Below are 25,813 nucleotides of genomic sequence, written 5' to 3' on the forward strand. Positions count from 1 at the left end.
CGCCCTTTCTAGCGAGTTGCCTCTTTCAGCCACGATCGTACGCTGCCGGGGGCGTGGTCTCACCCCCCTGGCCGGTCAATCTGGCCCGCCGCGGCTCAAGCTGGGCCTGCGCCTCGGCCACTTCCCTTCTCAGAGTACGTGCCGCCGCCACGACGCGAGCACCGGCCACCGCCAGCACCGCCAGCCCCGCAAGGCCGATCGCGACGGACAGGAAGATCCAGGTCATGACCGGTGAGCGTACAGGGCGAGCGCCCGCTCGGCCTCCTCGCGCACGGTCTGGGCCATCGCGGGCGGCGAGACGACCCTGCCGGTGTCGCCGAGGCGCAGCGCCAGTTTCAGGATCCAGTCCTCGTCGCGGGCCCGCAGCGCCACCCGCAGGCGGCCCTCGCCCAGCTCGGTGACCTGCTCGCACGGGTAGTACTCGGCCACCCACCGCCCGGCGGCGCTCAGCTCCAGCTCGACCAGTTCGTCGGTGGGCGAGGGCCGGAACACGCCGTCGGTGACGTCGCGCGGCTCCGCCTCCGCGGGCGGGTCGGCGGGCACGTCCAGCACCTCGACGCCGAGCACCCGGTCGAGGCGGAACAGCCGCATCGCCTCGGCCCGGTAGCACCAGCCCTCCAGGTAGGCGCGGCCGTCCACGACCAGCACCCGCATCGGGTCGACCTCGCGCGGCGTCACCTCGTCGCGGCCCGGCACGTAGTAGCGCAGCGACAGCCTGCGCCCCTTGGTGAGCCCCTCGCGCACGCGGGGCAGCGCGTCGGGCGCGGTGTCCACGTCGACGGCGACCTGGCTGCTGACGGTCGCGGCGCCCTCGCCCGCGGCCCGCTCCAGCTTGGCCATCACGCGCGGCAGCGCGTCCGGCACCCCGCCCTCGGGCAGGGCCAGCTCGGGCCTGGCGGCCAGCGTGCGCAGCGCCACCAGCAGCGCGCTGGCCTCGTCGATGCCGAGCCGCAGCGGCCGCGCGATGGTCTCGGCGTTGTCGATGAGGATCTCGCCGCCGTCCCACGACACGTCGATGAGGTCGCCCGGGGTGTGGCCGGGCAGCCCGCACATCCACACGAGCTGCAGGTCGTCGATGAGCTGCTTCTCGCTCAGCCCGAACACCGCCGCCACCTCGCCGACCTGCGCCCCCGGGTGCGACATCAGGTACGGCACCAGCGCAAGCAGCCGCGGCAGCCGATCGGCGGACCCGCTCATTCCCGTTCCCCCTCGTCCAGACGCCCGCTCACGCCAGCGCTCCCTTCAGGCGGCAGATGACGGCCTCGCGCGCGTCGGGCGGCCCGACGACCTCGACGTCGGAGCCCAGGCTGGCCATCCACCCGGCCAGCCGCTCTGCGTCGGAGAAGACCAGCTCGGCCTCGTCCCAGCCGTCGCCGCCCGCACGTACGGACCTGGCCAGCCGCCGCAGCCCCTCGCACGTCCCCTGCCTGATCCGCACGACGGCCACCCGCTCGTGGCTCGGCTCGTCGGGGAAGGCCACCATGGCCCGCAGATCGACGTCGGCCGGCACCTCGACCACGCCGGGCCGGCCGACGGCGGTGACCTGCCCGGTGATCCTGCTGAGCCGGAAGGCGCGCGGCGCGTCCCTGTCGCGGTCGAACCCCGCGAGGTACCAGCGGCCGCGCCTGCTCACCACGCCCCACGGCTCGACGGTGCGGCTGCGCACGGTCTCGCTGCCCGACGCGCGGTAGTCGAAGCGGACCACGCGCCGGTCGCGCACGGCGTTCCACAGCGCGGGGAAGGCCGGGTCGCGGGTGTCGACGCGCAGCTCCAGCGCGCTGCCGCCCATGGAGCCGCCGACCGGCTGGTCGGTGGCGACGCCGCCGGCCCGCAGCTTCAGCAGCGCGCCCGAGGCGGCCTCGGCCAGGCTGGCGCGCTGCCACACCTGCGCCGCCAGGCCCAGCACGGCCGCCTCGTCGGGCTCCAGCGTGATCTCCGGCAGCTCGTACGACTCCCGCTCGATGCGGTAGCCCGGCTCGTCCTCCCACGGGTCGCGCACCACGTCGATGGGGATGCCGATCTCGCGCAGCTCGTTCTTGTCACGCTCGAACATGCGCTGGAACGCCTCGTCGCCGTCGCGGTCGTAGCCGGGGACGGCCTGGCGGATCTGCTCGGCCGACAGCGGGCGCCGGGTGGCGAGCAGGCAGATCACGAGATTGAGCAACCGCTCTGTCTTCCGGCGCGACATCTGCCTCACTCCTCCTTCATCGACGCTACCCTGCCCCCGTGATCAGATGGCGCAAGGGCGAGGTCGTACGGATCCGACGCGAGTGGCCGGGAGCGGTGGAGCTGGACGTCACCGTGCCCGAAGGTGAGTGCCGGGCGCTGGCCTATCCCCCGTTGGTGGGCCGCCCGGAACCCGGTGACGAGGTGCTGCTCAACACGACCGCACTCGCGATGGGTCTCGGTACGGGAGGTTACGCCATGGTGGTGGCCGTCCCGAACCGTTTGCCGGAAGATCCCTCCGGCCCCGGGCACCTGGTGAAGGCCAGGTACACGCCGCTGCAGGCCACGGTGCTGGGCGCGGACGAGCAGGATTCGCCGCATCACGACCTGTTGAGCGAGGCGGACTCCCTCGACGGCATGCCGGTGGTGGTGGCCGACCTGCACTCGGCGCTGGCCCCCATCCTGTGCGGCCTCTACGAGGCCCGGCAGGGGATCAAGGTGGCGTACGTGATGCAGGACGGCGGGGCGCTGCCGGCGTGGTTCTCGATGGCGGCCGCCCGGCTGCGCGAGATCGGCTGGCTGGCCGGGACCGTGACGGTGGGGCAGGCGTTCGGCGGCGACGTCGAGGCGGTCACCGTGCACACCGGGCTGCTGGCGGCCCGCCACGTGCTGGAGGCCGACGTGGCGATCGTCGCGCAGGGCCCCGGCAACCTGGGCACCGGCACCCGGTGGGGCTTTTCAGGGGTGTCGGCGGGCGAGGCGGTCAACGCGGCGGGCGTGCTGCTGGGGCGGCCGGTGGCGGCGCTGCGGGTCAGCGAGGGCGACCTGCGCGAGCGCCACTACGGCGTCTCCCACCACTCGCTGACCGCCTACGGCAGGGTGGCGCTGTCGGCCGCCGACGTGCCGGTGCCGATGCTGCCCGGCGAGTTCGGGGAGCGGGTCAGGGACCAGGCGGAGCTGCTCGCCGTACGGCACCGGCTGGTCCCGGTCGAGGTGGACGGCCTGTACGAGGCGCTGCGCGAGTCGCCGGTGCGGCTGTCGACGATGGGCAGGAGCCTCGACGAGGACCTGGGCTACTTCCTGGCCTCGGCGGCGGCCGGCAGGCTGGCGGCCGCGCTGCTCGGGCGGCCCTCCGGCGTGTAGGCGTCCTTGAACGTGAACGCCTCGGGGCCGGGCCCGCCGGTCCTGAGGCGCTCCAGCCGTTCCATGCCCTCCGCCAGCGACGAGATCTCCCCGTCGGGCACCCACCACATCACCATGTACGGCTCCATCGCGCGCAGGAACCACTCCCTGCGCCGGCGCAGCACGCCCAGATGCGGGCTGCGGTAGACGTAGTCCCACAGCGACTCCATCGACTCCCACACCGAGAAGTTGATCAGCAGCATGTCGCCGTAGTCGTGCACGACGGTGGCGGTGGGGTCGGTCTCACTCTCCTTGAGCCGCCAGACGAAGCCGGGGGCCGCGTCGGCGAGGGCGTTGATCGGTTCGAGCAGGGCGACGAACTCGGCGAGCTCGGCGCTGTCGATGGGCGCGCGCATATGGGCGATGTTGAGCTGGGCGAGATGCATGGGCTCAGCTCACCATCGCCGGCGCTTCTATGTCAATATGTGTTTGTTTTAGAAGTGCGGGGATCACGGGAGGTCCGCATCAGGCCCTTCGGGTTCGAGGACGTCGAGCGACACGCAGCACTCGTCCGGGCGCGGATCCAGCACCGCCCTGCCCGGATCGTCGCCCAGCCCCTCCAGCAGCCCCTGGCACAGCGCCAGGTTCATCGAGCACACCAGCAGCGGCTGCTCCCGCGCCAGCACGTGGAACGGGCAGTTGCGCAGCCGCAGCCGCCCGCCCTCCGCGTACGGCTCGTAACCCCGCTCCCGCAGCACCCGCTCCACCGGCTCGCCCCCGCGCCCGGCCCCCAGCCGCGCGCCCGCCTGCCTGGCCGCCGTCTCCGCCTGCTCCTCGGCGCCCAGCCGGTCCACCACGTCCGCCAGCACCGAGGCCAGCGCCGCGTAGTCGCGCGGCGGCAGGCTCACCGACCGCTCGCCCCGCGCCCTGCGGTAGACCTTCGCCGGCCGGCCGCTGCCCGGGCCGCGCTTGTCCGGCCTGCGGAACCCGCTCTCCAGCAGCCCCGCCTCCACCAGCTTGTCGAGGTGGTGACCGGCCAGCGTCCTGGACACCCCCGCCGCCTCGGCCGCCTCACCGCGCCCCACGTCGCCCCCGCTGGAGGCGACGACGGCGTACAGGTTGCGGCGGACGGGGTCGTGCAACAGGGCCAGCGCGTCGAGATCGCCGCCCACGGGCTCGCTACTCACACGCGGAGTCTACGAAAGCCGCCGCTCCACCCGCTTCAGCGCGCAGGAGCGGCCGACCTTGTACGTGCCGCCGCCGTACCGCTTCCAGCACGCGCCCTTCTTCAGCACGCGGATGTCGATCCAGCCGGGAGCGCCATGACTCTTGTGCACGGCCTCGGCGTTGCGCAGCAGCCTGGCGGCCACCTCGCGCGCCTGCGCCCGGGCCGAGGCGGAGGCGTTCACCCAGCTCACGCCGGCGTCGCCGCCGAACACGCAGGGCTTGACGCCCTTGCAGAACGGCGGGTTCGCCGTGGCGCTCGCCGCCGGCGCCAGGCCCGGCAGCACGGCTGACGCGGACACGATGACGACCAGTGAACGGATCACGCCGAACATCCTGCCTCAGTAGGCGGCGAGCAGGTCCACGACGAAGACCAGCGTGTCGGAGCCCTCGACGCCCCACTCGGGGCGGCCGGCCGGGCCGTAGCCGTACGCGGGCGGCACCACCATCGCGACCCTGCTGCCCGCCGGCACGCCCGTCAGCGCCTTGTCCCAGCCCTTGATCACGCCGCCGTCGCCCAGCTTGAACGCCTTCGGCCCGCCGCCCGCCCAGGTCGCGTCGAAGACCCGGCCGCCACGCCAGACGGCGCCCGCGTACTGGGTGACCACGAGCTGCCCGGCCCGCGCCGGAGGGCCGTCTCCCCGGCTCAGCACCCCGGCCGTGAACTTCTGCGGCGGCGCGCTCCGCGGCACCGTCAGGGACGGCCTGGGGCCGCCCCCGATCCGCACGCCCGCCAGCGTGCCCGCCCCCGCCCCGACCGCGGCGTCCTTGTGGTGGGCGCCGAGGATGTCCACGACGTAGAACAGCTCCTCCCCCGCCCGCACGCCGCGCGGCGGCGCCGCGCCGAAGGCGTACTCGGGCGGGATCGCCGCGGTCACCCTGCTGCCCACCCTGCGGCCCCGCAGCGCCCGCTCCAGCCCCGGCAGCAGCTCGCCCACCGGGAACGCGGCCGGCGTGCCCCGCGTGAAGCTGGAGTCGACCAGGCGGTTGGCGGAGCCGTCCCACACGTGCGCGGTGTACTGCACGATCGCCACGTCACCGGCCGCCAGCGGCTCGCCCCCGCCCTTCGTCGGCTCGTCCACCCGCAGGCCCGCCCCGGGCTTCGCGGCCGGGAAGACGATCGTCGGCCGCGCCCCGAACGCGCCGCCCACCTTCAGCTCCTGCGCGGCCCCGCCCGTGCACCCGACGGCCAGCGGCACCAGGACCGCCACGACCGCCATGACCGCCATGACCGCCACAGTACGCAGCACGGCCCGTCCGGCCTCGTCGTGAGCCCCGGCCCGCGGCGACGGCTCCCGGGTGGCGGCACGGCGCATCGGCCCTCCCACACGCGAAACGGCCCGGCGGCGCCATGCCACCGGGCCTCGCGATGCTACCGGTCCGCCGGCCGGCGGACCGGCGGTTCGCTGAAGACGCCTCAGTAGGCGCCCAGGACGTCCACGACGAACACCAGCGTGCTGTTGGCCGGGATGCCCTGCTGCTCCTGGCTGCCGTAGCCCATCTCCGGCGGGATGCTCATCATGACCCGGCTGCCGACCGGCACGTCCACCAGGCCCTTCTGCCAGCCCTGGATCACCTGGCCGAGCGGGAACTCGGCCGGCTCGCCACGCTCCCAGCTGGAGTCGAACTGCTTGTCGGTGCCCCAGATCTTGCCCGTGTAGTGCACCGACAGCGTCTGGTTCGCGGTCACCTTCTCGCCGGTGCCGGTGATCAGCGTCTTGACGACGAGGTCCTTCGGCGCCTTCTCCTTGGTCTTCGTGGTCAGCGTCGGCGCCTTCTCACCGCCGGGGTTGACGACTTCGACGCCCTTGATCGACTCCTTCGTCTCCGTGCCGGTGGCCGCCTTCAGCGGCGCCGGCCGGGTGCCGACCACGTCGAACACGAACACCTTCGTCGGCTCCGCCGGAGCCGCCTGCTGCTGCCCCTGCACCGCGTCATTGGCCAGCACGGCCATCAGCCGCCCGCCGCCCTTGACCTTGGTGAAGCCCTCCTGCAGCACCTGCGGCAGCTGCTCGTTGACGGCGATCGTCTCCGGCGCCTTCGTGTCGTAGGACGAGCCCTGGACCTTGTTGTCCTTGCCGTCCCAGTTGTAGACGGTCAGGTTCACGATCACCCGGTCACCCGCCTTGACGCCCGTGCCGTCGCCGGGCTGGATCACCTCGTACGACGACGTGGTCGCGGGCGTGCCGGACGGGAACGTCACCGTGGGCTTCGCCCCCACGTTCCCGGCGACCTTGACGCCGGACGACCCGCCGGTGGAGGCGGTCGTGCCGGAACCGTCGTCGGAGCCGCACGCGGCGGCGAACAAGATCAATGGCACGGCGGCCAGTACGGCCAGAGCGCGGCGCATGGATTTCCCTCGGAAGAGACGTCAGATTCGCGCCACACTACCCGACTCCGGAGTAGGGCCGAGGTAAACGGCACCCCACGCCCAGCCCCGGAACCGCGCCGCGGTTCCGGGGCAGGACACCCACCGGTCACATGCCGGCGATCAGCTTGTCGACCCGCTCGTCCACACTCCTGAACGGGTCCTTGCACAGCACCGTGCGCTGCGCCTGGTCGTTGAGCTTGAGATGCACCCAGTCGACGGTGAAGTCGCGCCGCTTCTCCTGCGCCTTGCGGATGAACTCGCCCCGCAGCCGCGCCCTGGTCGTCTGCGGCGGCACCGACTTCGCCTCGAAGATCTTCAGATCGGACGCCACCCGCTCCACGGAGCCGCGCTTCTGCAGCAGGTAGAACAGGCCGCGCTTACGGTGCACGTCGTGATAGGCCAGGTCGAGCTGGGCCACCCGCGGCGACGACAGCGGCAGGTCGTACTTGCGGCGGTAACGCTCGATCAGCTGGTATTTCGTCACCCAGTCGATCTCCCGCGACACCAGGTCCAGATTGCCCGTGTCGACCGCGGTCAGCGTGCGCTCCCACAGCTCCAGCACCCGATGGGCGATCGCGTCGCCGCCGCGCCGGTCGACGAAGTCCTTCGCCTTCGACAGGTACTCCTGCTGGATCTCCAGGCTCGACGCCTCACGCCCGTTGGCCAGCCGCACCCGCCGCCGGCCCGTCATGTCGTGAGAGACCTCGCGGATCGCCCTGATCGGGTTCTCCAGCGACAGGTCGCGCATCACCGTGCCCGACTCGATCATGCGCAGCACCAGGTCGGTCGCGCCGACCTTCAGCAGCATGGTCGTCTCGCTCATGTTGGAGTCGCCCACGATGACGTGCAGGCGGCGGAACCGCTCGGCGTCGGCGTGCGGCTCGTCCCGCGTGTTGATGATCGGACGGGACCGCGTCGTCGCGCTGGAGACGCCCTCCCATATGTGCTCGGCCCGCTGCGAGACGCAGTAGACGGCGCCCCTCGGCGTCTGCAGCACCTTGCCCGCGCCGCACACGATCTGCCGCGTCACCAGGAACGGGATCAGCACGTCGGCCAGCCGGCCGAACTCGCCGTGCCGGCCCACCAGGTAGTTCTCGTGGCAGCCGTAGGAGTTGCCGGCCGAGTCGGTGTTGTTCTTGAACAGATAGATGTCACCGGCGATGCCCTCTTCGCGCAGCCGCTTCTCGGCATCCACCAGCAGGCCCTCGAGGATGCGCTCCCCCGCCTTGTCATGGGTGACGAGCTCGATGACGTTGTCACACTCGGGTGTTGCGTACTCAGGATGGCTGCCCACGTCGAGATAGAGACGTGCGCCGTTGCGGAGGAAGACGTTGCTCGATCGGCCCCAGGACACGACCCGCCGGAACAGGTAGCGCGCGACCTCGTCGGGGGACAGCCTGCGCTGGCCCCTGAACGTGCAGGTCACGCCGTACTCGTTCTCCAGCCCGAAGATGCGACGATCCATCACCTCACACTATGCCCACGGATCGGCGAGCGGGAGAGATCTTCGCACGTGTTTTCCGGTCCGGCTCCCACGCACTGCGTTTTCGTCCCCCGCGCCCGCCCCCACGGGGCGCGGGTCGTCCACGACGTACGTCAGGGAGTGAAGATCTCCTGAACCTTGACGATCTGCCCCTTGTAGACGGTGATGAGCGAAGGCCGCGGCGTCTTCCCGTGCCGCTTGATCAGCGTCGCCCTGGAGCACCGCTTGACGCCCAGGCTGCTGTTACGGCTGACCGTCAGCTCCGCCTGGGAGGCCTTGCAGCCCAGCGCCGACAGGTAGACGACGTCCTTGGCGATGCGCGAGGCGTACGCCATCGCGTCGCCCTCGGGCGGGCCCGCGAAGTAGCCCTCGGTGTGCTTGCTCTTCTTCCACTTGACCGGCACGTACTCGGCCACGCCGCCCCGCACCGCGACGATCTGGCCGCGCAGGATCCCGTTGCGGCGGGAGTGGATGCCCTTGGTGAAGTCGTGCTTCGGGTCGGGCTGGAACGAGGTGCCGAAGGTCGTCGGCGCCTTGAACTTCGGTATCGCGGGGGCCGCCTGTGCCGGCGCACCGGAGGCCAGCAGCACGGCCGCGGCGGCTCCGGCCACCAGCAGGCCACGTAGTGGAGTTGTCACGGCTTTTGAGATCCACGAGCGGCCCGGCAAGTTCGGACGTATCACAGTGAAACAGGTCACACTCCCCCGGCCCTCACGTCCGGGCCTGGGAGCCCTCCCACCCCGCACCGCAACCCCAGATGCCCCACCGGCACTCAAAAGCCCGCAACGGCCCCCTCACGGCCCGCCCGGGGGCCTCCTGAAGCGCCGGGGCAGCCGGACATGCCGGGGCCGGACATGCCGGTGGGGCCGCCGGATCGGCGGCCCCACCGGATGACGTCAGGAACTACTACAGCGGCGACGAACCGTCGTCCACCGGACCCTCGGGACCCGTGGGCGGCGGCGTGGACGGCTTGTCACCGGACGACGGTGCGCTCGGCCCGGCGGACTCACCCGAGGATTCACCCGTGGACTCGCCCGACGGCCCGCCCGAGGACTCCGCCGCATCGGCCGGCGGAGTCGAGGTCTGGGCGAGCAGCCGCTCCAGCCGCGCCCCGGTCAGCCGCAGGAACTTGCGGTGCTCACGGTTACGGTCGAGCACCGCCACCTCGAGCTGACCCACCGGCGGCCGCTCACCGCCCGGCTCCGTCAGCGCGGTCAGCGCCACCTCCAGCGCGTCGGCCAGCGTCATCGACTCGCGGTAACGCTCCTTCAGCCGGGACGCCACCGCCTCGGCCTGCCCGCCCATCGCCGCGAAACCGTGCTCGTCGAACACCGAGCCGTCGAAGGTCAGGCGATAGATCGCGTCGCCGTCCTTCGTCTCGCCCACCTCGGCCACGACGACCTCGACCTCGAGCGACTTGATCGACTCGGTGAAGATGCGGCCCAGGTTGGACGCGTAGAGGTTGGCCAGGCCGCGCCCGGTCACGTCGGAACGGTCATAGGTGTAACCGTTGATGTCGGCGTAACGGATGCCGCCGAGCCGCAGCTCCTCGAACTCGTTGTAGCGCCCCACGGCCGCGAACCCGATGCGGTCGTAGATCTCGCTGATCTTGTGCAGCGCCCTCGACGGGTTGGGCGCCACGAACAAAATGCCGTCGACATATTGGAGCACGACCACGGAACGGCCCCGCGCGATGCCCTTGCGCGCGTAGTCGGCCTTGTCCCGCATGATCTGCTCGGGGGACGCATATCCGAATGGCATGGACACAGTGGTGATCCTTTGCTTAGCGCAGCGGGGCGATGGGACCGTCGGGCGAGATCAGGCGGGCGTCGAGCATCTGCTGGACGTAAGCGCTCACCTCGTCGTCCGACAGGCGGCGGAAGCCGTCGGCGTCGATCACGGCCACGACCGGCCAGATCTTCCTGGTCACGTCGGGCCCACCGGTCGCCGAGTCGTCGTCGGCGGCGTCGTAGAGCGCCTGGATCAGCGTCATCACCATGTCGTCGGCCGTCGAGCCGTCGCGATAGAGCTTCTTCAGCGACCCGCGCGCGAAGATCGAGCCGGAGCCGATCGCGTCGAACCGCTCCCGCTCGTAAGGCCCGCCCGCCACGTCGTAGCTGAAGATGCGGCCCTCGTCCCTGTCGGGGTCGTAGGCGGCGAACAACGGCACCACCACCAGCCCCTGCATCGCCATCGCCAGGTTGCCCCTGATCATCGTGGCGAGCCTGTTGGCCTTGCCCTGGACCGACATCGTGCGGCCCTCGAGCTTCTCGTAGTGCTCCAGCTCCACGCGGTAGAGGCGGGCGAACTCAAGACCCGTGCTGGCCGTGCCCGCGATGCCCATGCACGAATAGTCATCGGCGCGGAACACCTTCTGCACGTCACGCTGCGAGATGATGTTGCCGGACGTGGCCCGCCGGTCGCCCGCCATGACCACGCCACCGGCGAAGGTGGCGGCCACGATCGTGGTCGCGTGCGGAACCTGGTCGCCGATCGGGGTGGCCAGCATCTCGTCGCGCCGTGGCAGCAACTCGGGCGCGTACGAGCTGACGAACTCCGTGAACGAGGAACTCCCGGTGTTCTGGAAAAGCTGATTCACCAAGCCGACGGGCAGATCCCTGTGCGATGCCACGCGACTCCCTCCAAACGTTCAGTGTTCCTAGGGCGACCCTACTCATGTTGGGTTGCTGTCTGCACTTCCCACGATCAGCTCACGGCGAACCAGGATCCCCATGCCGCCCGAAAGATTCCGTACGCCCGAAAGGTCGGCAACCGCCCTCCACAACCACTCCCCCAGCCCGCCGTCACACCGACGCCATACTGGCGACATGGGCACCACGCCCCAGAGAGACTGGATCCTGCACCTCGACCTCGACCAGTTCATCGCCGCGGTCGAACTCCTGCGCCACCCCGAACTCCGCGGCAGACCCGTCGTCGTCGGCGGCACCGGCGACCCCACCCAGCCACGCACCGTCGCAGCCACCGCCACCTACGAAGCCCGCGAACACGGCATCCACTCCGGCATGCCCCTCCGCACCGCACTCCGGCGCTGCCCCGACGCCGTCTTCCTGCCCACCGACCCACCCGCCTACGAGGCCGCCTCCCAACGCGTCATGGCCGTCCTGCGCGAACACCCCGTCCGCGTCGAAGTCTGGGGCTGGGACGAAGCCTTCATCGGCGCCACCACGAACGACCCGGAAACCCTCGCCGCCGCCCTCCAGCACGCCGTACGCCGCCGCACCCACCTCGACTGCTCCATCGGCATCGGCGACAACAAACACCAGGCCAAACTCGCCTCCGCCTTCGCCAAACCCGCCGGCATCTACCGCCTCACCAGCGACAACTGGGCCGACGTCATGAACGACCGCCCCACCGACGCCCTCTGGGGCATCGGCGCCAGAACCGCAAGGAAACTCGCCGCCCACGGCCTGCACACCGTCGCCCAGCTCGCCGCCGCCGACCCCCGCGACCTCGCCCGCCACTTCGGACCCACCAACGGCCCCTGGTACCGCTACCTCGCACTCGGCAAAGGCGAAGCGGAAGTCGTCACCACCCCCTGGATCGCCCGCGGCCACAGCCGCGAGACCACCTTCACCCACGACCTCACCGACCCCCACACCGTCGCCGCCCACCTCACCACCCTCGCCACCCAGGTCGCCCACGACGCGCGAGAAGCCGGCCGCGAGATCACCCGCGTCACCGTCAAGATCCGCACAACCCCGTTCCAGACCAGAACCCGCCAGACCACCCTCAAAACCCCCACCACCGACCCCACCACCATCACCGAGGCCGCCCACGCGACCCTCGCCCGCCACGACCTCACCCGCCCCATCCGCCTCATAGGCGTGGCCGTGGAGTACACGACGCCCGACCCACCCACCGCATCAGAACAACCAGAGCCGGGCCCCACTCCCGGCCCCTGACACCACCCCTCACCCCACCCGCGTCACCCGCGCATAGAACTCCGACCGCAACTCCTCCTCGGCCCGCACCAACTCCTCCAGCTCCTCATCCGACACCACCACCTCACCGAAATCCTCGGCCGTCGCCTCCACATAGGAAAGCGCCCGCCACACCACCCCCGGATCATCACGGAACTGCCCGATCCCGGTATTGCACGGCGAACACAACACATGCCGCACCGCACCCGACCGATGACAATGATCCACATGCTCCGGCGGCCGATCCCAGCACACCACGCACAACCCGTACTGAGCCGAGATCATCCGCTCGACGTCCTCGTGCCGCACGCGATAACGCCGCGACAAGTGATACGTCCGCGACGGCGCCACCGGAGAATCACCACGCCCCTCAGGAAGGACCACGAACTCCGGCCAGAGCACCTCCCCTTCCAAATAGAGCGCGGCCAGCTCCAGCAACACCAGGTTGTCGGTGAAATGCCCCAGCCCGTTGTTGCAGTTGAAACAGAGCACGCCACGCACCCGGCCGGTCGCGTGACAGTGATCGATGAACGTCCCGGGAACGGCCTGGCAGATGGCGCAGAGCCCGCCCTGACGGGCGAGCATGCGCTCGAAGTCGTCCTCGGTGATCCCATAGCGGTACTGGAGCAGATAGTTTCGCTCGCTCCCGTATTTCTTGATTTTGTTCTCCCGCGCCACGACGGTGTGGCACGGGCGGCAGTAAGCAGTCAGGCCATCCTTCATCGCCCGGTTACCGCCGAACTCGCTTGTGCTTTTTACCTCCGTGCACCGGGGGCAGTATTTGCACCCTTCGGGCACCTGCACCCGCTCGCGCACGGTTTTCCCCTGCTCTGCCTTGCGTTTGCGATAACTCGCGGTGGAACGCCGCCGGAAGCAGACCTTGCAGTAGCGCGCCCGCCCATCGGGCATGCGCTTGTTGACCCCGAACTCGGCAAGTTCCTTGACTGCCTGACAGTCGGAGCACCACTTGAATCCGTCCGGCGTTTCCACCCAATTTACCCCTTATGTCTGTCCGTTTTGTCCTACTCCCCGCCCTTTTGGACGTAGCTGCGCACGAATTCCTCTGCGTTCTCTTCGAGAACTTCGTCTATTTCGTCCAGAATGGAGTCGACGTCGTCCGTGAGCTTCTCCTGACGCTCCTGGACGTCCGGCGCCGCCGAGGCCTCGGTCTCCTCGACCTCGTTCTCGCGCCGCCCGGTCTGCTTCTGACCACCGGTGTCCTTGGTTGCCATGTCCTACCTCCGGTTGGGGGACTGCCTCTAGGCATATCTTCCCCGAACCGGGCGACATTTCGCGCCGATCGCCCCGCGATCTTGCCGGCTTGACTGGATAGCGAAACTATCCAATACTGAACCCCCGTATCCACAGGAGGTGTGAGATGTCCGAAATATCGTTGACCATGGCCGGTGTGCTCCTCATCACAGTCCCGCTCGTCGCCTACGGCGGCACGACGCTGCTGACGTTCCTCATGCGGAACGTCCCCGGCTACCTGGACAACCCGGTGCGCCGCGGCCTGTGGCGGGCCGGGCACGCGCATGCGGGCGTGCTGGTGCTGTTCGCGCTGGTGGCGATGCTGTACGTGGACCAGGCGGGGCTGCCGGAGCCGGCGCGGATGGCGGCGCGGGTGCTGATCGCGGCGGCGCCGATCCTGATGCCGCTGGGTTTCTTCCTGTCGGTGGTGCGTCCGCGGGACACGAGGCCGAGCCGGTTGATCTGGCTGGCGGTGGCTGGTGGGGTGTCGCTGGCGGCGGGCACGCTGACGCTGGGGGTGGGCCTGCTGTGAGTGCGGGCCGCCCCTGGCGGGTGTCCGCCAGGGGGCCTGGTGTCATTCGCCGCCGGTGAGTGCGGAGACGAGGTCGGCGGCGGTGCGGCAGCGGTCGAAGAGTTCGCCGACGTGGGCTTTGGTGCCGCGGAGGGGCTCCAGGGTGGGGACGCGCTGGAGGGATTCGCGGCCGGGGATGTCGAAGATGACGGAGTCCCAGGAGGCGGCGGCGACGGATTCGCTGTATTGGCTGAGGCAGCGGCCGCGGAAGTAGGCGCGGGTGTCGGTGGGCGGGTGTTCGACGGCGCGCTGGACTTCGTCTTCTGTGACGAGGCGTTGCATGCGTCCGCGGGCGACGAGGCGGTTGTAGAGGCCGCGGTCGGGGCGGATGTCGCTGTATTGGAGGTCGACGAGCTGGAGTCTGGGGTGTGACCAGGCGAGGCCGTCGCGGCTGCGGTAGCCCTCGAGGAGTTCGAGTTTGGCGACCCAGTCGAGTTCGCGGGCGAGTTGCATGGGGTCTTCGGCGAGGCGGGTGAGGACGGATTCCCAGCGGTCGAGGATGTCCTTGTTCATCTCGTCTTGGGCGGTGCCGCGCTCTTCGACGTATTTGCGGGCCTGTTCGAGGTATTCCATCTGGAGCTGGACGGCGGTGAGCTTGCGTCCGTCGCGCATGGGGATCTCGTAGCGGCAGCTGGGGTCGTGGGAGACGGCGCGCAGGGCCTGGACGGGGTTTTCGACGGCGAGGTCGCGGGTGAGGAAGCCCTCTTCGATCATGGCGAGGACGAGCGCGGTGGAGCCGAGTTTCAGGTAGGTGCTGATCTCGGACATGTTGGCGTCGCCGATGATGACGTGGAGGCGCCGGTATTTCTCGGGGTCGGCGTGGGGTTCGTCGCGGGTGTTGATGATGGGGCGTTTGAGGGTGGTCTCGAGTCCTACTTCGACTTCGAAGAAGTCGGCGCGCTGGCTGATCTGGAAGCCTTCGCCGCGGCTGTCCTGGCCGATGCCGACTTTGCCGGCGCCGGTGACGACCTGGCGGGAGACGAAGAAGGGGGTGAGGTGGCGGACGATGTCGGCGAAGGGGGTGGCGCGCCGCATGAGGTAGTTCTCGTGGCAGCCGTAGGAGGCGCCTTTGGCGTCGGTGTTGTTCTTGTAGAGCTGGATGGGGGCGTTGGAGGGGATGGCGGACGCGCGGGTGGCGGCGTCGTACATCACTCTTTCGCCGGCTTTGTCCCAGATGACGGCTGCCCGGGGGTTGGTGCACTCGGGCGAGCTGTACTCGGGGTGGGCGTGGTCGACGTAGAGCCTGGCGCCGTTGGTGAGGATGACGTTGGCCAGCCCGAGGTCCTCGTCGGTGAGCTGGGTCGGATCCGCCACCTCCCTGGCCAGGTCGAATCCGCGCGCGTCGCGCAGCGGGTTCTCCTCCTCGAAGTCCCATCGTGCCCTGCGCGCGCGGGCCGCCGAGGCGGCCAGGTAGGCGTTCACGACCTGTGAGGAGGTCACCATCGCGTTGGCGCCTGGCTGGCCGGGTACGGAGATGCCGTACTCGGTCTCGATGCCCATCACCCGACGCACCGTCATGCAACACCCTCTGTTCGTCCGGGTCTGTCTATCCGCCGTTTATATGCCCGAGCCTATGCCCTTCACAGTGCCCCAGGGTCACAGAGTTATGGCACCGACGCCTTTTCAACCTGTACGACCGGAGCTGATGTGGTTTGCGGTGATCTGCGGGGCTTGAGAAGCCGCTGGATGGGGCGTTCGGCAAAGGAGTAGACGAGATACGACACCACGATGGCGGTCAGGGTCGTGATCGTGACGACCGCCCAGGGCGGAAGATCCCCGACTAGCAAGGGGATGAGGGCCACCGCGATGACGCTATGGAACAGGTAAAGCGGGTATGTCGTGCCGCCGAGCGCGGTGAGCAGCCTGGAGGGCCTGAGCCGGACGAGGCCTAGGGCGACGAGGGCCGTCGCGGCGAAGACCAGGGTGATGGTGACGATGACGCCGACGTCGGTGACCGGCATGTTCTTGAACCCGGCGAGGTCGATCCTGTCGTGCACGCGGCCGAGCGCGGACTCCCAGGACAGGCCGTAGCCGGCGAGCACGTAGAGCCACGGGAGCCAGGCGTTGCCGTGCTTGTGGATGAGGTAGAGGGCCATGCCGGCGACGAAGTAGGGAGCGTACTTCGGCATGACGATCTCGTCGACCACGGGGTTCCCGAGCTCCCTGGCGATGACGACGGCGGCCAGCCAGACGCCGCCGAAGACGAGCACCCGCCGGTACGTGACGCCGACGATCACCAGGATGGCGATGAGGAGGTAGAAGCGCAGTTCGGCCCAGAGCGACCAGTAGACGCCGCTGGCATCTGTGATCTTGAACAGCCGCTGGAACATGGTGGCGTTCACCAGGTAGTCGCCTGGGGAAAGTTTTGGGTTGAGCGGCTTGGCGGCGGTGAGCCCGTAGAGGGCGGCGATGGCGGCCAGGCTGAGCCAGTACGCGGGGTAGAGCCGGACGAGCCTGGACCGGGCGAACGCGCCTAAGCCTCGTCCCCAGACGCTCATGAGGATGACGAACCCGCTGATGATGAAGAACAGCTCGACGCCGAGGATGCCTAAGCCCGCGACGGGGGCCAGCGCGGGGAAGAGTTCGGCGGGCCGGTCTCCCCACACGCTGGCGTAGGCGACCAGGTAGTGGAAGGCGACGACGGCCAGGGCGGCGAGGAAGCGGAGCAGGTCGAGCTCGGCCAACCGGCCGTTCTCCCGTGCGTGTCTGGGCCGGTTCGGAGCGTGCACGCCCTCTTTGACGTACCAGTGATCACTCTGGTTCCACTGGTCCCTCTGTTCCCACTAGCAACACACGCGAGGTGTCGTCGAGGCCGAGGGCGTCGCGGGCGGCGGGGGTGAGGGCGAGCAGGCCGGCGGCTCCCGCGGCGCCGCAGCCCGACAGGGCGATGCCGTGGCCGGCGAGCAGCCGGGCGGCGGCGCCGGCCTGCTCGTCGGTGACGGTGACGTAGAGGTCGGCGAGGTGGCCGAGAAGGCGGTGGGCGAGGAGCGAGGGTTCGCGGCAGTCGAGCCGGCCCAGCGTGGTGTGGCCGCCCGGGACGCGGACGGGGCGGCCCGCGCGGGCGCTCTCGGTCAGGCAGGGCGCGCCCTCGGGTTCGACGACGACGATCCTGGGCCGATCGCCCCACCGGTCGCGCAGGTATCCGGCCGCGGCGGCGGCCAGCCCGCCGACGCCCGCCTGGACGACCACGTGCGTGTACGGCCCGGTCTCGGCGGCCTCGTCGAACAGCACGGTGTAGCCGCGCATGACGTCGAGGGGGACGTCGGTGTAGCCGGGCCACGAACTGTCGGACACGAGGCGCAGGCCGTGCGTTCTGGCGTCGTCCAGGGCGGCCGCCATGCTGGCCTCGTAGTCGGGGCCGCTGCGCCGTACCTCGGCGCCGAGGCCGCGCAGCCGGTCCGCGAACGTCTCGGGCACGCCTTCGCTGAGGTGGACGACGCAGGGGACGCCCGCCTCCGCGGCTCCTGAGGCGACGGAGATGCCGTGGTTGCCGGCGCTGGCGCAGACGAACGGGGCGCCGCCTGGCTCGCGTTCGTGGAGCAGGTGGACGGCGTACGCGCCGCCGAGCGCCTTGAAGCTGCCGAGCCCCATGCGGCCGCTCTCGTCCTTGACGTCGGCGGCCAGGGTGCCGGCCAGCCCCGGGACGGTGCGCAGGGGCGTGGGCCGGTAGCGGGGGTGGCGGGCGAAGCGGGCGCGGGCCCGCCTGGCGTGCCCGGCCCCGATGAGCGCGCGGTCGTCGGCGGTGTACGGGCTGCGGGCGGGGTTGAGGAACTCCATGATCGCCATGCTAGGCGGGGTGGTCGCGGGCGGCGGCGACGGCGGCCTGGCCGAGGCTGAGCCCGCCGTCGCCGGGTGGCACGCGTACGTGCCGCAGGACCCTGAATCCGGCCGCCCGCAGCCGCTGCAGGGTGCGTTCGAGCAGGAGCGCGTTCTGGAAGAGCGCGCCGGTGAGCGCGACGGCGGTGAGACCGGTGGCCTGCCTGAGCGCGGCGCAGGTGCGGGTGACGGCGGCGGCGAGGCCGTTGTGGAAGCGTCCGGCGATGACGGCGGGGTCGGTGCCGGCGGTGAGGTCGTCAGCGGCGGCCCGCACGAGATCGGCCGCCTCCAGGACGAGAAGGCCGTCGACGGGGGCGAGCCCGGCGAAGGCCGGCTCGCCGGGGGCCGGCTCAGCGCGGGCCGGCTCAGCGCGGACCGGCTCAGCGCGGACCGGCTCAGCGCGGACCGGCTCAGCGCGGACCGGCTCAGCGCGGACCGGCTCAGCGGCGGTCAGCCCCACTGCGGTCAGCCCACCGGGGGTCGTTTCAGCGGTGGTCGGCCCGGCCGGGGATGGCCCGGCGGCCATGAGTCCGGAGGTCTGCCTCAGGGCGGCCGGGTAGGCGCCGGTTTCGGCTGGGTCGGTGAGCTGTTCGAGTTCGGCCGCGGATTGCCCCTCGTACGTGATGGTGTCGCGCAGGCCGAGCAGGGCGGCGACGGCGTCGAACAGATGGCCCGCGCTGGAGGTGAGCGGCGTTTCCTGGCCGGTGCCGGCCTGCTGGAGTGCGCCGGCGAGCCGGTCGCGCAGGTAGGCGGCGGCCATGCGCCAGGGGCGGCGGGCGGCGGCGGGCCCGCCCGGCATGGGCACCGGGGCGAGGTGGGCGAGACGCTGGTAGCCGGTGAGGTCGGCGCGCAGGAACTCGCCGCCCCACAGGGTGCCGTCGGGGCCGTGGCCGAGCCCGTCGAGTACGACGCCGATGACGGGGCCGAGGTCGCCGTTGTCGGCCAGGCAGGCGGCCACGTGGGCGTGGTGGTGCTGGACGGCGACGTGGTCGACGCCGGTGAGCTCCAGGGCGTGTCGGGTGGCGAGGTGGCCGGGGTGCGCGTCGTGGGCGACGATCTCGGGGTGGATGCCGAGCAGGGCCTGGTAGTGGTCGATGGTCGCGGTGAAGGTGCGCAGGGTGTCGTGGTCGTCGAGGTCGCCGAGGTACTGGGAGAGGTGGGCGCGGCGGCCCTGCAGCAGGCAGAAGGCGCCGGCGACGGTGGCGCCGCAGGCGAGGACGGGGCGTGGGGCGGGGCGGCGCAGGGTGATGGGTGCGGGGGCGTGGCCGCGGCCGCGGCGCAGCACGGTGATCTCGCCGGCGATGGGGCGCAGGACGGTGTCGTCGGCGCGGCCGTGGATTGCGCGGTCGTGGGTGAGGAAGGCGTCGGCGATGCCGGACAGGCGGGTGAGCGCGTCGGCGTCCTCGTACGCGAGGGGCTCCCCCGCGACGTCGCCGCCGGTGAGCGCGAGGGGCGCGCCGAGTTCGGCGAGCAGGAGGTGGTGCAGCGGCGAGGCGGGAAGGGTGATCCCGAGCGTGCGGCGTCCCGGCGCGCCAGAGGACGCGACCGAAGAGACAGCCGGAGAGGCGACCGAGGGCGCGATGGGGGCGTCTGGGCCGAGGGGTAGCAACACCACGGGGCGGGCGGGGCTGGTGAGGAGGGTGGCGGCGGTGTCGTCGATGGCGCAGTACTGCCGGGCCTGGGCGAGGTCGGCGGCCATGACGGTGAACGGCTCCTCCGCGCGGTGCTTGCGTCCGCGCAGGGTGGCGGCGGCGCGTTCGTCGGTGGCGGCGACGGCGAGGTGGTAGCCGCCGAACCCCTTGACGGCGACGACGCGGCCGGCGCGCAGGAGGGCGGCGGCGCAGGCGATGGGGTCGCCGCACAGTTCGGTGCCGCGCGGGTCGCGCAGCGTCAGGGTGGGGCCGCAGGCGGGGCAGCAGGTGGCGGGGTCGCGGTGGCGGCGGTCGTTGGGGTCGTCGTGTTCGCGGGCGCAGTCGGCGCACATGGTGAAGGGCGCCATGGTGGTGTGGGGCCGGTCGCCGGGCAGGGCGCGGGTGATGCTGAGGCGGGGGCCGCAGTTCGCGCAGCCGGTGAAGGGGTAGCGGTGGCGGCGGTCGTCGGGGTCGGCCAGTTCGCGCAGGCAGTCGTCGCAGGTGGCGGTGTCGGCGAGGGTGGCGGCGGCGCGGGGTCTGGCGGGGTCGGCGGCGGCGATGGTGAAGCCGCGGTGGCCTGCGGGTTGGCCGCTGACGACGGTGACGCGTTCGATCTCGGACAGGGCGGGGGCGTCGCGTTCGAGTGCGGTGAGGAACTCCTCGACGCCTTGGCAGGCGCCCTCGACTTCGATGTGCACGCCGGTGACGTCACCTCGTACCCGGCCGGACAGCCCCAGGCGGTTGGCGAGCGAGTGGACGAACGGGCGGAAGCCCACCCCCTGGACGATGCCTTCGACGTGCACGTCTACCCGTTTGAGCGTGGTCACAGGGCCAGTGTGCGCCTGTCGGGGGTGGCGTGCATGCGTATCGGCTCGTGTCGGCGCGCCGCATGGAGGAACGTTCCCGTCCTTCCTGGACGTACGGGACACGCGAGAGGGATGGGCGCGCGTCCGAAACCCACCGGCAGGTCCGAAACCTACGACGCGTCCGAGGCGCTACGGCCTGTCCGAAATGGGCCGCCGCCCCCACTCAACGAGGGCAGGCGCGCCGAAGGCACCCGGGCCCGCAATGGGCGGGCGGCCACGTCGCGGGCAAAGCACGCCGCGAGCAGGCCGCGCCCCCAGCCAGGCCGCGCCCCCAGCCAGGGCATGACGTGGGCAGGGTGGAAACATGCGGCAGGGCCGCGCGGTGGTGGCCGCGCGGCCCTGCCGTCCGAGAGGTTCTACAGGTATTGGCCGGTGTTGGCGACGGTGTCGATGGACCGGCCGGCTTCTGTGCCCTGCTTGCCGGAGACCAGCGTGCGGATGTAGACGATCCGCTCGCCCTTCTTGCCGGAGATGCGGGCCCAGTCGTCGGGGTTGGTGGTGTTGGGCAGGTCCTCGTTCTCGGAGAACTCGTCCACGCAGGCCGTGAGCAGGTGCTGCACCCGCAGGCCCTTCTGGCCGGTTTCGAGGAACTGCTTGATGGCCATCTTCTTGCCCCGGTCGACGATGTTCTGGATCATCGCGCCGGAGTTGAAGTCCTTGAAGTAGAGGACTTCCTTGTCGCCGTTGGCGTAGGTCACCTCGAGGAAGCGGTTCTCCTCGCTCTCGGTGTACATGCGTTCGACGACGCTCTGGATCATCCCCTGGATGGTGGCCTCGCGGGAGCCGGAGTGCTCCGTCAGGTCGTCGGGGTGCAGAGGCAGGTCGGAGACGAGGTACTTCGAGAAGATGTCCTTGGCCGCCTCGGCGTCGGGCCGCTCGATCTTGATCTTGACGTCCAGGCGGCCGGGCCGCAGGATCGCCGGGTCGATCATGTCCTCGCGGTTGGAGGCGCCGATGACGATGACGTTCTCCAGGCCCTCGACGCCGTCGATCTCCGACAGCAACTGAGGGACGATGGTGTTCTCCACGTCGGAGGACACGCCGGAGCCTCGGGTGCGGAAGATCGAGTCCATCTCGTCGAAGAACACGATCACCGGGGTGCCCTCTGAGGCCTTCTCGCGGGCCCGCTGGAAGACCAGGCGGATGTGCCGCTCGGTCTCGCCGACGTACTTGTTGAGCAGCTCCGGGCCCTTGATGTTGAGGAAGAAGCTCTTGCCGGACTGGCCGGTCTTCTCCGCGACCTGCTTGGCCAGGGAGTTGGCGACGGCCTTGGCGATGAGCGTCTTGCCGCATCCGGGCGGGCCGTAGAGCAGCACGCCCTTCGGGGGACGGAGCTTGTGCTCGCGGAACAGGTCGGAGTGCAGGTAGGGCAGCTCGATGGCGTCCCTGATCTGCTCGATCTGCCGCATGAGGCCGCCGATCTCCTCGTAGGAGATGTCGGGGACCTCTTCGAGCACGAGCTCTTCGACTTCGGACTTGGGTATGCGCTCGTAGACGTAGCCGGAGCGAGGTTCGAGCAGGAGCGAGTCGCCGGCCCTGATGGGCTGGCCGACGAGCGACTCGGCCAGTCGCACGACGCGCTCTTCGTCGGCGTGCGAGATGACCAGGGCCCGCTTGCCCTCGTCGAGCAGTTCTTTGAGCATCACGATCTCGCCGACCTCTTCGTAGCCGAGGGCTTCGACCACGTTGAGCGCCTCGTTGAGCATGACCTCCTGGCCACGCCGCAGCGAGTCGACGTCGACGGACGGGCTGACGTTCACCCGGAGCTTGCGGCCGCCGGTGAACACCTCGATCGTGCCGTCTTCTCTGGCCTCGAGGAAGGTGCCGAAGCCGGATGGCGGCTGCGCCAGCCGGTCGACCTCCTCCTTGAGAGCGACGATCTGGTCCCGGGCCTCCTTGAGTGTGGCGACCAGGCGCTCGTTCTGGCCTGTCACGGCCGCGAGATTCGCCTGTGCCTCGTGGAGACGTTCTTCGAGGACCCTGGCCTGACGGGGTGACTCGGCCAGCTTCCGCCTCAGCGCGGTGATCTCCTCCTGGAGGAAGGAGACCTGTGTTGAAAGATCAGCGACCTCCCGTTCGCGCTGCGCGGCTCGAGCCTCAGCATCATCGCGAGCTGCCACGCCCCGTCACCTCCTTCCCAGTCGAGGGCGACTACTAAGGACCTTACCTATCTCGGGCCCCTCCGTAACCTGGCCGGGCAGTGTTCGTAGAGTGACATTCAGTATTCGGCGAATAATCCCCAATAGTGCGTTTAATACTCCCAGCATAGGAACACGGCGATCTGTTCCCGTGTCACGCACCAACGCGCCCTCGTGGCCAAATTGTCATAGTTCTTCAGTCGTACCCTTCGGTCGGCGGCGGCGCGGCGGCGGGGTCACGCCGTCGGCCATGCGGCGGGCGGAGACGAGGAACCCGGTGTGGCCGATCATGCGGTGATCAGGCCGTACGGCGAGCCCTTCGACATGCCAGTCGCGAACCAGGGTCTCCCACGCATGCGGCTCGGTGAAACACCCGTGATCGCGAATGGCCTCGACCGTCTTGGACATCTGCGTGGTCGTGGCGACGTAGCAGCAGATCACGCCGCCCGGCGTGAGGGCCTTGGCGGCGGCGTCGACGCACTCCCACGGGGCCAGCATGTCGAGGATGACGCGGTCGACGTCGGCCTCGTCGATGGAGGCCACGAGGTCGCCCACGACCAGGCGCCAGTTGTCGTCCATCGGGCCGCCGTAGAACTTCTCGACGTTCTTGCGCGCCACGTCGGCGAACTCCTCGCGGCGCTCGTAGGAGGTGACGTGGCCGTCGGGGCCGACCGCGCGCAGCAGGAAGCAGGTCAGCGCGCCGGAGCCGACGCCGGCCTCGATGACGCGGGCGCCGGGGAAGATGTCGGCCATGCCGACGATCATCGAGGCGTCCTTGGGGTAGATGACCGCCGCGCCGCGCGGCATCGCGAGCGTGTAGTCCTGCAGCAGGTGGCGGAAGGCGAGGTATTGGGTGCCGCCGGACGAGCGCACCACGGAGCCCTCGGGCTGCCCGATCAGGTCGCTGTGGGGGATGGCGCCCTTGTGGGTGTGGAAGACGCCGTCCTCTTTGAGCGTGATCGTGTGGCGCTTGTTCTTGGGGTCGGTGAGCTGCACCTGATCCCCTGCCTGGAAAGGCCCATGCCTGCGGAAACCCATGGCGGCAAGGTTATAGGGCTTTCGGGCGCGTCAGGACGCACGATATCTATGGGGGATGCTCCCTCGCGACGTGATCTCCACCGGCCCGCTCATCCTGCGTCCCCCCGTGGAGGCGGACGCGGCGGCGATCGCCGAGGCGTGCGGCGACGCGGTGACGGGGCGGTTCCTGCCGTGGCTGCCCCGGCCGTACGCGGTGGAGGAGGCGCTGGCGGAGGTCAAGCGGGCGGCGGTGCGGTGGGAGGACGGCGGTGCGGCGTACGCTATCGTCCGCGACGGCCGTTACGCCGGCGGCGTCTGGGCGAGCCCGCCCGACCACTGCGAGACGTCCGGGCTGGGCTGCCTGGTGGCGCCGTGGGCCCGGGGCGGCGGCGTGGCGGCGACGGCGGTGCGTGCGGTGACCGACTGGCTGTTCGACCACGGGGTGCGCAGGGTCGAGGTGCAGGCCGAGGTGGAGAACGTGCCGGCGCTGCGGATGGCCTACCGCGGCGGGTTCGTCGAGGAGGGCCGGCGGCGTGACGCGGTGCGGCTGCGTGACGGGCGATGGGCCGACGTCGTGACGTTCGCCAGGTTGCGGGGCGAGGGGGTGGCGGGCACCGAGCCGTACCTGCCGTTCTTCCCCGGCGACGAGCTGAGCGACGGCGTGGTGCGGCTCGCGCCGATGGGGCCGGGCGACGCGGGCGACTTCCACCGGATGATGGCCGAGCCGAGCGTGTCCGCCTTCTCCGTGGGGCCGCCGACCTCGCTGGAGGACGACGAGCGGCGCTGCCGCTACACCGGCTACTGGTGGCGGTCGGGGCAGCGCATCGAGCTGGCGATCAGGGACGCCGCCTCCGACGCCTTCGCGGGGCATCTGCAGCTCATGCAGGTCGCGCCGGCGCTGGGGCAGGCGATGATCGGCTATTCGCTGGTGCCGGAGTTCCGCGGGCGCGGGTTCATGACGCGGGCCGTACGGCTGCTGGTCGACTGGGCGTTCGCGGCGACGCCGCTGCACCGGATCGTGGCCGGCACCGACGTCACGAACACGGCCTCGCACGCGGTGCTGGAGCGGGCCGGGTTCCAGCGGGAGGGGCTGCACCGGGAGTTGCTGCCGAGGCGGGACGGGACGCGGGCCGACGACGTCTACTGGGCGATCGTCCGCTCCGGGTCCTGAGTGGCGATGAGGCGCGGCCGGCGGGGCCGCCGGGGCCGGCGCCCCCCGCCGATTCGGGGACGGATGGGGCCTCCGTGACGGGACGAGCGTCACGAGTGAGCAAAAATCCCGATTTCCTGTTGGAGGCTGGTCAAGAGCCGCGTCGGGGGCGATAGTCAGGGAACCCGCAGGTGAGTTTCGTGCGAACGGGCTGCGCGAGCTCGCCCCCTCCCGCCTCGAGGGATCACCGCGATGCCATACAACCGTGTCGATGTCGCCGTGCGTGAACTCATCACCGTGTTCTCCGGCGTGGAGCTCACGGACGTGATCGATCGGCTGGCGCGTGCCGCCGCCGCGGTCGCGGGCACCGCGTACGCGGGGTTCGTCCGCGTGGACCCGCTGCGGCAGGACGCGTGCTGCGTCCACGTGCACGGCCCGCCCGGCGACCCGCTGCGCGTGCGGGCGTGGCTGCGCGAGTCGGGGGTGCTGAAGGAGCTGGCCACCTCCCGGCAGGCGCTGCGCCTGGCCAGGGACGAGCCGGTGGGCGAGCCCGGGTTCCTGGCGTCGTCCGTGCCGGTGTCGGCGCGGGATCACGCGTTCGTGTGGGTCGCGGGGCGGGAGTTCTGCGACGCCGACGAGCATCTGCTGAGCCGGTACGCGACGGCGGCGGGCCGGGCGCTGGAGGCGGCGAGCGGGATGGAGGCGGCGGTGCGGCTGCTGCGCGGCGTACGGGCCTTCCGGCCGTCTCCGCTCTGATCCCCGGTCTGATCCCCCGGTCTGATCCCCAGTCTGATCTTCCGGCCTGATCTCCCGGCCTGATCTCCCGGCCTGCTTCGGGACGGGCCGGATCGAGGGGATCGGGACGACCGGTTCCGGGGTGCTTTTCCCCGTGGACGCGGCCGGTAATCGCGTTCCCGGACGGAAAAGATCTTCCTATTGGGCCGGACGGAAAGAGTAATTCGAATTTCCGGGAGTTGCGGATTTCGCCGGTGATTCCGCCGCTCCCCCGCGGGCAGCCGGATCCCCGACCGCGCCGGGGATCCGGCCTTCTCCTGAGGAGGTTGTA

At 70.7% G+C, this 25,813-nt stretch carries 25 protein-coding genes; 5 read left to right on the forward strand and 20 right to left on the reverse strand.

Going from position 1 to position 25,813, the window contains the following annotated elements; genetic code table 11:
• Positions 1-25 precede the first annotated feature (25 nt).
• Genes AB0K18_RS07205 through AB0K18_RS07215 form a run of 3 tightly spaced genes read right to left on the reverse strand, consistent with a single transcriptional unit; the run spans position 26 to position 2,188 of the window.
• Positions 26-226: a hypothetical protein gene (locus tag AB0K18_RS07205; RefSeq protein ID WP_364911102.1), complete on the reverse strand. Its 201-nt coding sequence runs from the start codon at positions 224-226 to the stop codon at positions 26-28.
• A complete protein-coding gene (locus AB0K18_RS07210; protein WP_364911104.1) occupies positions 223-1,197 on the reverse strand; it encodes a WYL domain-containing protein in 975 nt (324 codons plus the stop codon). The genes AB0K18_RS07205 and AB0K18_RS07210 overlap by 4 nt, the downstream gene beginning before the upstream one ends.
• Positions 1,198-1,225: 28 nt before the next feature.
• On the reverse strand, positions 1,226-2,188 hold the full coding sequence (locus AB0K18_RS07215; protein WP_364911107.1) for a WYL domain-containing protein: 963 nt from the start codon (positions 2,186-2,188) through the stop codon (positions 1,226-1,228).
• Positions 2,189-2,226: 38 nt separating this feature from the next.
• On the opposite strand from AB0K18_RS07215, the gene AB0K18_RS07220 reads away from it, so the two are divergent.
• On the forward strand, positions 2,227-3,309 hold the full coding sequence (locus AB0K18_RS07220) for a DUF3866 family protein (protein ID WP_364911110.1): 1,083 nt from the start codon (positions 2,227-2,229) through the stop codon (positions 3,307-3,309).
• Here the strand turns inward: AB0K18_RS07220 and AB0K18_RS07225 are convergent.
• The 9 genes from AB0K18_RS07225 to prcB all read right to left on the reverse strand — a co-directional run bounded on the left by AB0K18_RS07225 (position 3,240) and on the right by prcB (position 10,998).
• A complete protein-coding gene (locus AB0K18_RS07225) occupies positions 3,240-3,734 on the reverse strand; it encodes a DUF3291 domain-containing protein (protein WP_364911112.1) in 495 nt (164 codons plus the stop codon). The two genes, AB0K18_RS07220 and AB0K18_RS07225, sit on opposite strands and share 70 nt — an antisense overlap.
• A 63-nt stretch (positions 3,735-3,797) precedes the next feature.
• Positions 3,798-4,475, reverse strand: a complete 678-nt coding sequence (locus AB0K18_RS07230) for a helix-turn-helix domain-containing protein (RefSeq protein ID WP_364911115.1) — start codon at positions 4,473-4,475, stop codon at positions 3,798-3,800.
• A 9-nt stretch (positions 4,476-4,484) separates the two neighbouring features.
• Positions 4,485-4,838: a hypothetical protein gene (locus AB0K18_RS07235; RefSeq protein WP_364911118.1), complete on the reverse strand. Its 354-nt coding sequence runs from the start codon at positions 4,836-4,838 to the stop codon at positions 4,485-4,487.
• A 15-nt stretch (positions 4,839-4,853) separates the two neighbouring features.
• Positions 4,854-5,828, reverse strand: a complete 975-nt coding sequence (locus tag AB0K18_RS07240) for an FKBP-type peptidyl-prolyl cis-trans isomerase (protein WP_364911121.1) — start codon at positions 5,826-5,828, stop codon at positions 4,854-4,856.
• Between the two features lie 101 nt (positions 5,829-5,929).
• On the reverse strand, positions 5,930-6,862 hold the full coding sequence (locus AB0K18_RS07245; RefSeq protein WP_364911124.1) for an FKBP-type peptidyl-prolyl cis-trans isomerase: 933 nt from the start codon (positions 6,860-6,862) through the stop codon (positions 5,930-5,932).
• A 127-nt stretch (positions 6,863-6,989) separates the two neighbouring features.
• Entirely contained in the window at positions 6,990-8,348 is a 1,359-nt protein-coding gene (gene pafA, locus AB0K18_RS07250; RefSeq protein WP_355428161.1) for a Pup--protein ligase, read from the reverse strand.
• 131 nt (positions 8,349-8,479) lie between these two features.
• Entirely contained in the window at positions 8,480-9,004 is a 525-nt protein-coding gene (locus tag AB0K18_RS07255) for a hypothetical protein (protein ID WP_364911128.1), read from the reverse strand.
• Positions 9,005-9,272: 268 nt separating this feature from the next.
• The gene (gene prcA / locus AB0K18_RS07260; protein WP_364911561.1) at positions 9,273-10,127 is read right to left on the reverse strand and encodes a proteasome subunit alpha; all 855 of its coding nucleotides are present in this window, start codon (positions 10,125-10,127) and stop codon (positions 9,273-9,275) included.
• A gap of 22 nt (positions 10,128-10,149) precedes the next feature.
• Complete coding sequence (gene prcB / locus AB0K18_RS07265) at positions 10,150-10,998, reverse strand: proteasome subunit beta (protein WP_364911130.1); 849 nt, start codon at positions 10,996-10,998, stop codon at positions 10,150-10,152.
• A 196-nt stretch (positions 10,999-11,194) separates the two neighbouring features.
• Between prcB and AB0K18_RS07270 the strand changes: the two genes are divergently transcribed.
• Positions 11,195-12,289, forward strand: a complete 1,095-nt coding sequence (locus tag AB0K18_RS07270) for a DNA polymerase IV (protein WP_364911134.1) — start codon at positions 11,195-11,197, stop codon at positions 12,287-12,289.
• 9 nt (positions 12,290-12,298) lie between these two features.
• Here the strand turns inward: AB0K18_RS07270 and AB0K18_RS07275 are convergent, their stop codons facing one another.
• Positions 12,299-13,297 (reverse strand): endonuclease VII domain-containing protein, encoded by a 999-nt coding sequence (locus AB0K18_RS07275; protein WP_364911137.1) that lies wholly within the window; start codon positions 13,295-13,297, stop codon positions 12,299-12,301.
• A 32-nt stretch (positions 13,298-13,329) separates the two neighbouring features.
• Positions 13,330-13,539 (reverse strand): ubiquitin-like protein Pup, encoded by a 210-nt coding sequence (locus tag AB0K18_RS07280; protein WP_345385864.1) that lies wholly within the window; start codon positions 13,537-13,539, stop codon positions 13,330-13,332.
• A 167-nt stretch (positions 13,540-13,706) separates the two neighbouring features.
• On the opposite strand from AB0K18_RS07280, the gene AB0K18_RS07285 reads away from it, so the two are divergent.
• Positions 13,707-14,090, forward strand: coding sequence for a hypothetical protein (locus AB0K18_RS07285; protein WP_364911564.1), 384 nt, complete (start codon positions 13,707-13,709; stop codon positions 14,088-14,090).
• Positions 14,091-14,132: 42 nt separating this feature from the next.
• Here AB0K18_RS07285 and dop read toward each other — a convergent pair whose 3' ends face one another.
• The 6 genes from dop to AB0K18_RS07315 form a co-directional block, all read right to left on the reverse strand.
• On the reverse strand, positions 14,133-15,647 hold the full coding sequence (gene dop / locus AB0K18_RS07290) for a depupylase/deamidase Dop (protein WP_364911140.1): 1,515 nt from the start codon (positions 15,645-15,647) through the stop codon (positions 14,133-14,135).
• 86 nt (positions 15,648-15,733) lie between these two features.
• Complete coding sequence (locus AB0K18_RS07295) at positions 15,734-16,813, reverse strand: acyltransferase (RefSeq protein ID WP_364911143.1); 1,080 nt, start codon at positions 16,811-16,813, stop codon at positions 15,734-15,736.
• Positions 16,814-16,880: 67 nt separating this feature from the next.
• The gene (locus AB0K18_RS07300) at positions 16,881-17,906 is read right to left on the reverse strand and encodes a pyridoxal-phosphate dependent enzyme (RefSeq protein ID WP_364911145.1); all 1,026 of its coding nucleotides are present in this window, start codon (positions 17,904-17,906) and stop codon (positions 16,881-16,883) included.
• Between the two features lie 10 nt (positions 17,907-17,916).
• The gene (gene hypF / locus AB0K18_RS07305) at positions 17,917-20,403 is read right to left on the reverse strand and encodes a carbamoyltransferase HypF (RefSeq protein WP_364911148.1); all 2,487 of its coding nucleotides are present in this window, start codon (positions 20,401-20,403) and stop codon (positions 17,917-17,919) included.
• A 395-nt stretch (positions 20,404-20,798) separates the two neighbouring features.
• Complete coding sequence (gene arc / locus AB0K18_RS07310; RefSeq protein ID WP_364574286.1) at positions 20,799-22,562, reverse strand: proteasome ATPase; 1,764 nt, start codon at positions 22,560-22,562, stop codon at positions 20,799-20,801.
• 204 nt (positions 22,563-22,766) lie between these two features.
• Positions 22,767-23,618, reverse strand: a complete 852-nt coding sequence (locus AB0K18_RS07315; RefSeq protein ID WP_364574284.1) for a tRNA (adenine-N1)-methyltransferase — start codon at positions 23,616-23,618, stop codon at positions 22,767-22,769.
• Positions 23,619-23,673: 55 nt separating this feature from the next.
• Here AB0K18_RS07315 and AB0K18_RS07320 point away from each other — a divergent pair, with 55 nt between their 5' ends.
• Together AB0K18_RS07320 and AB0K18_RS07325 are read left to right on the forward strand one after the other, a co-directional pair.
• Positions 23,674-24,768, forward strand: coding sequence for a GNAT family protein (locus AB0K18_RS07320; RefSeq protein ID WP_364911151.1), 1,095 nt, complete (start codon positions 23,674-23,676; stop codon positions 24,766-24,768).
• Between the two features lie 231 nt (positions 24,769-24,999).
• On the forward strand, positions 25,000-25,503 hold the full coding sequence (locus AB0K18_RS07325; protein WP_364911154.1) for a hypothetical protein: 504 nt from the start codon (positions 25,000-25,002) through the stop codon (positions 25,501-25,503).
• Positions 25,504-25,813: the final 310 nt, after the last annotated feature.

Origin of the sequence: Nonomuraea sp. NPDC049421 (assembly GCF_040677005.1) — a bacterium.
Taxonomy (GTDB): Bacteria; Actinomycetota; Actinomycetes; order Streptosporangiales; family Streptosporangiaceae; genus Nonomuraea; species Nonomuraea salmonea.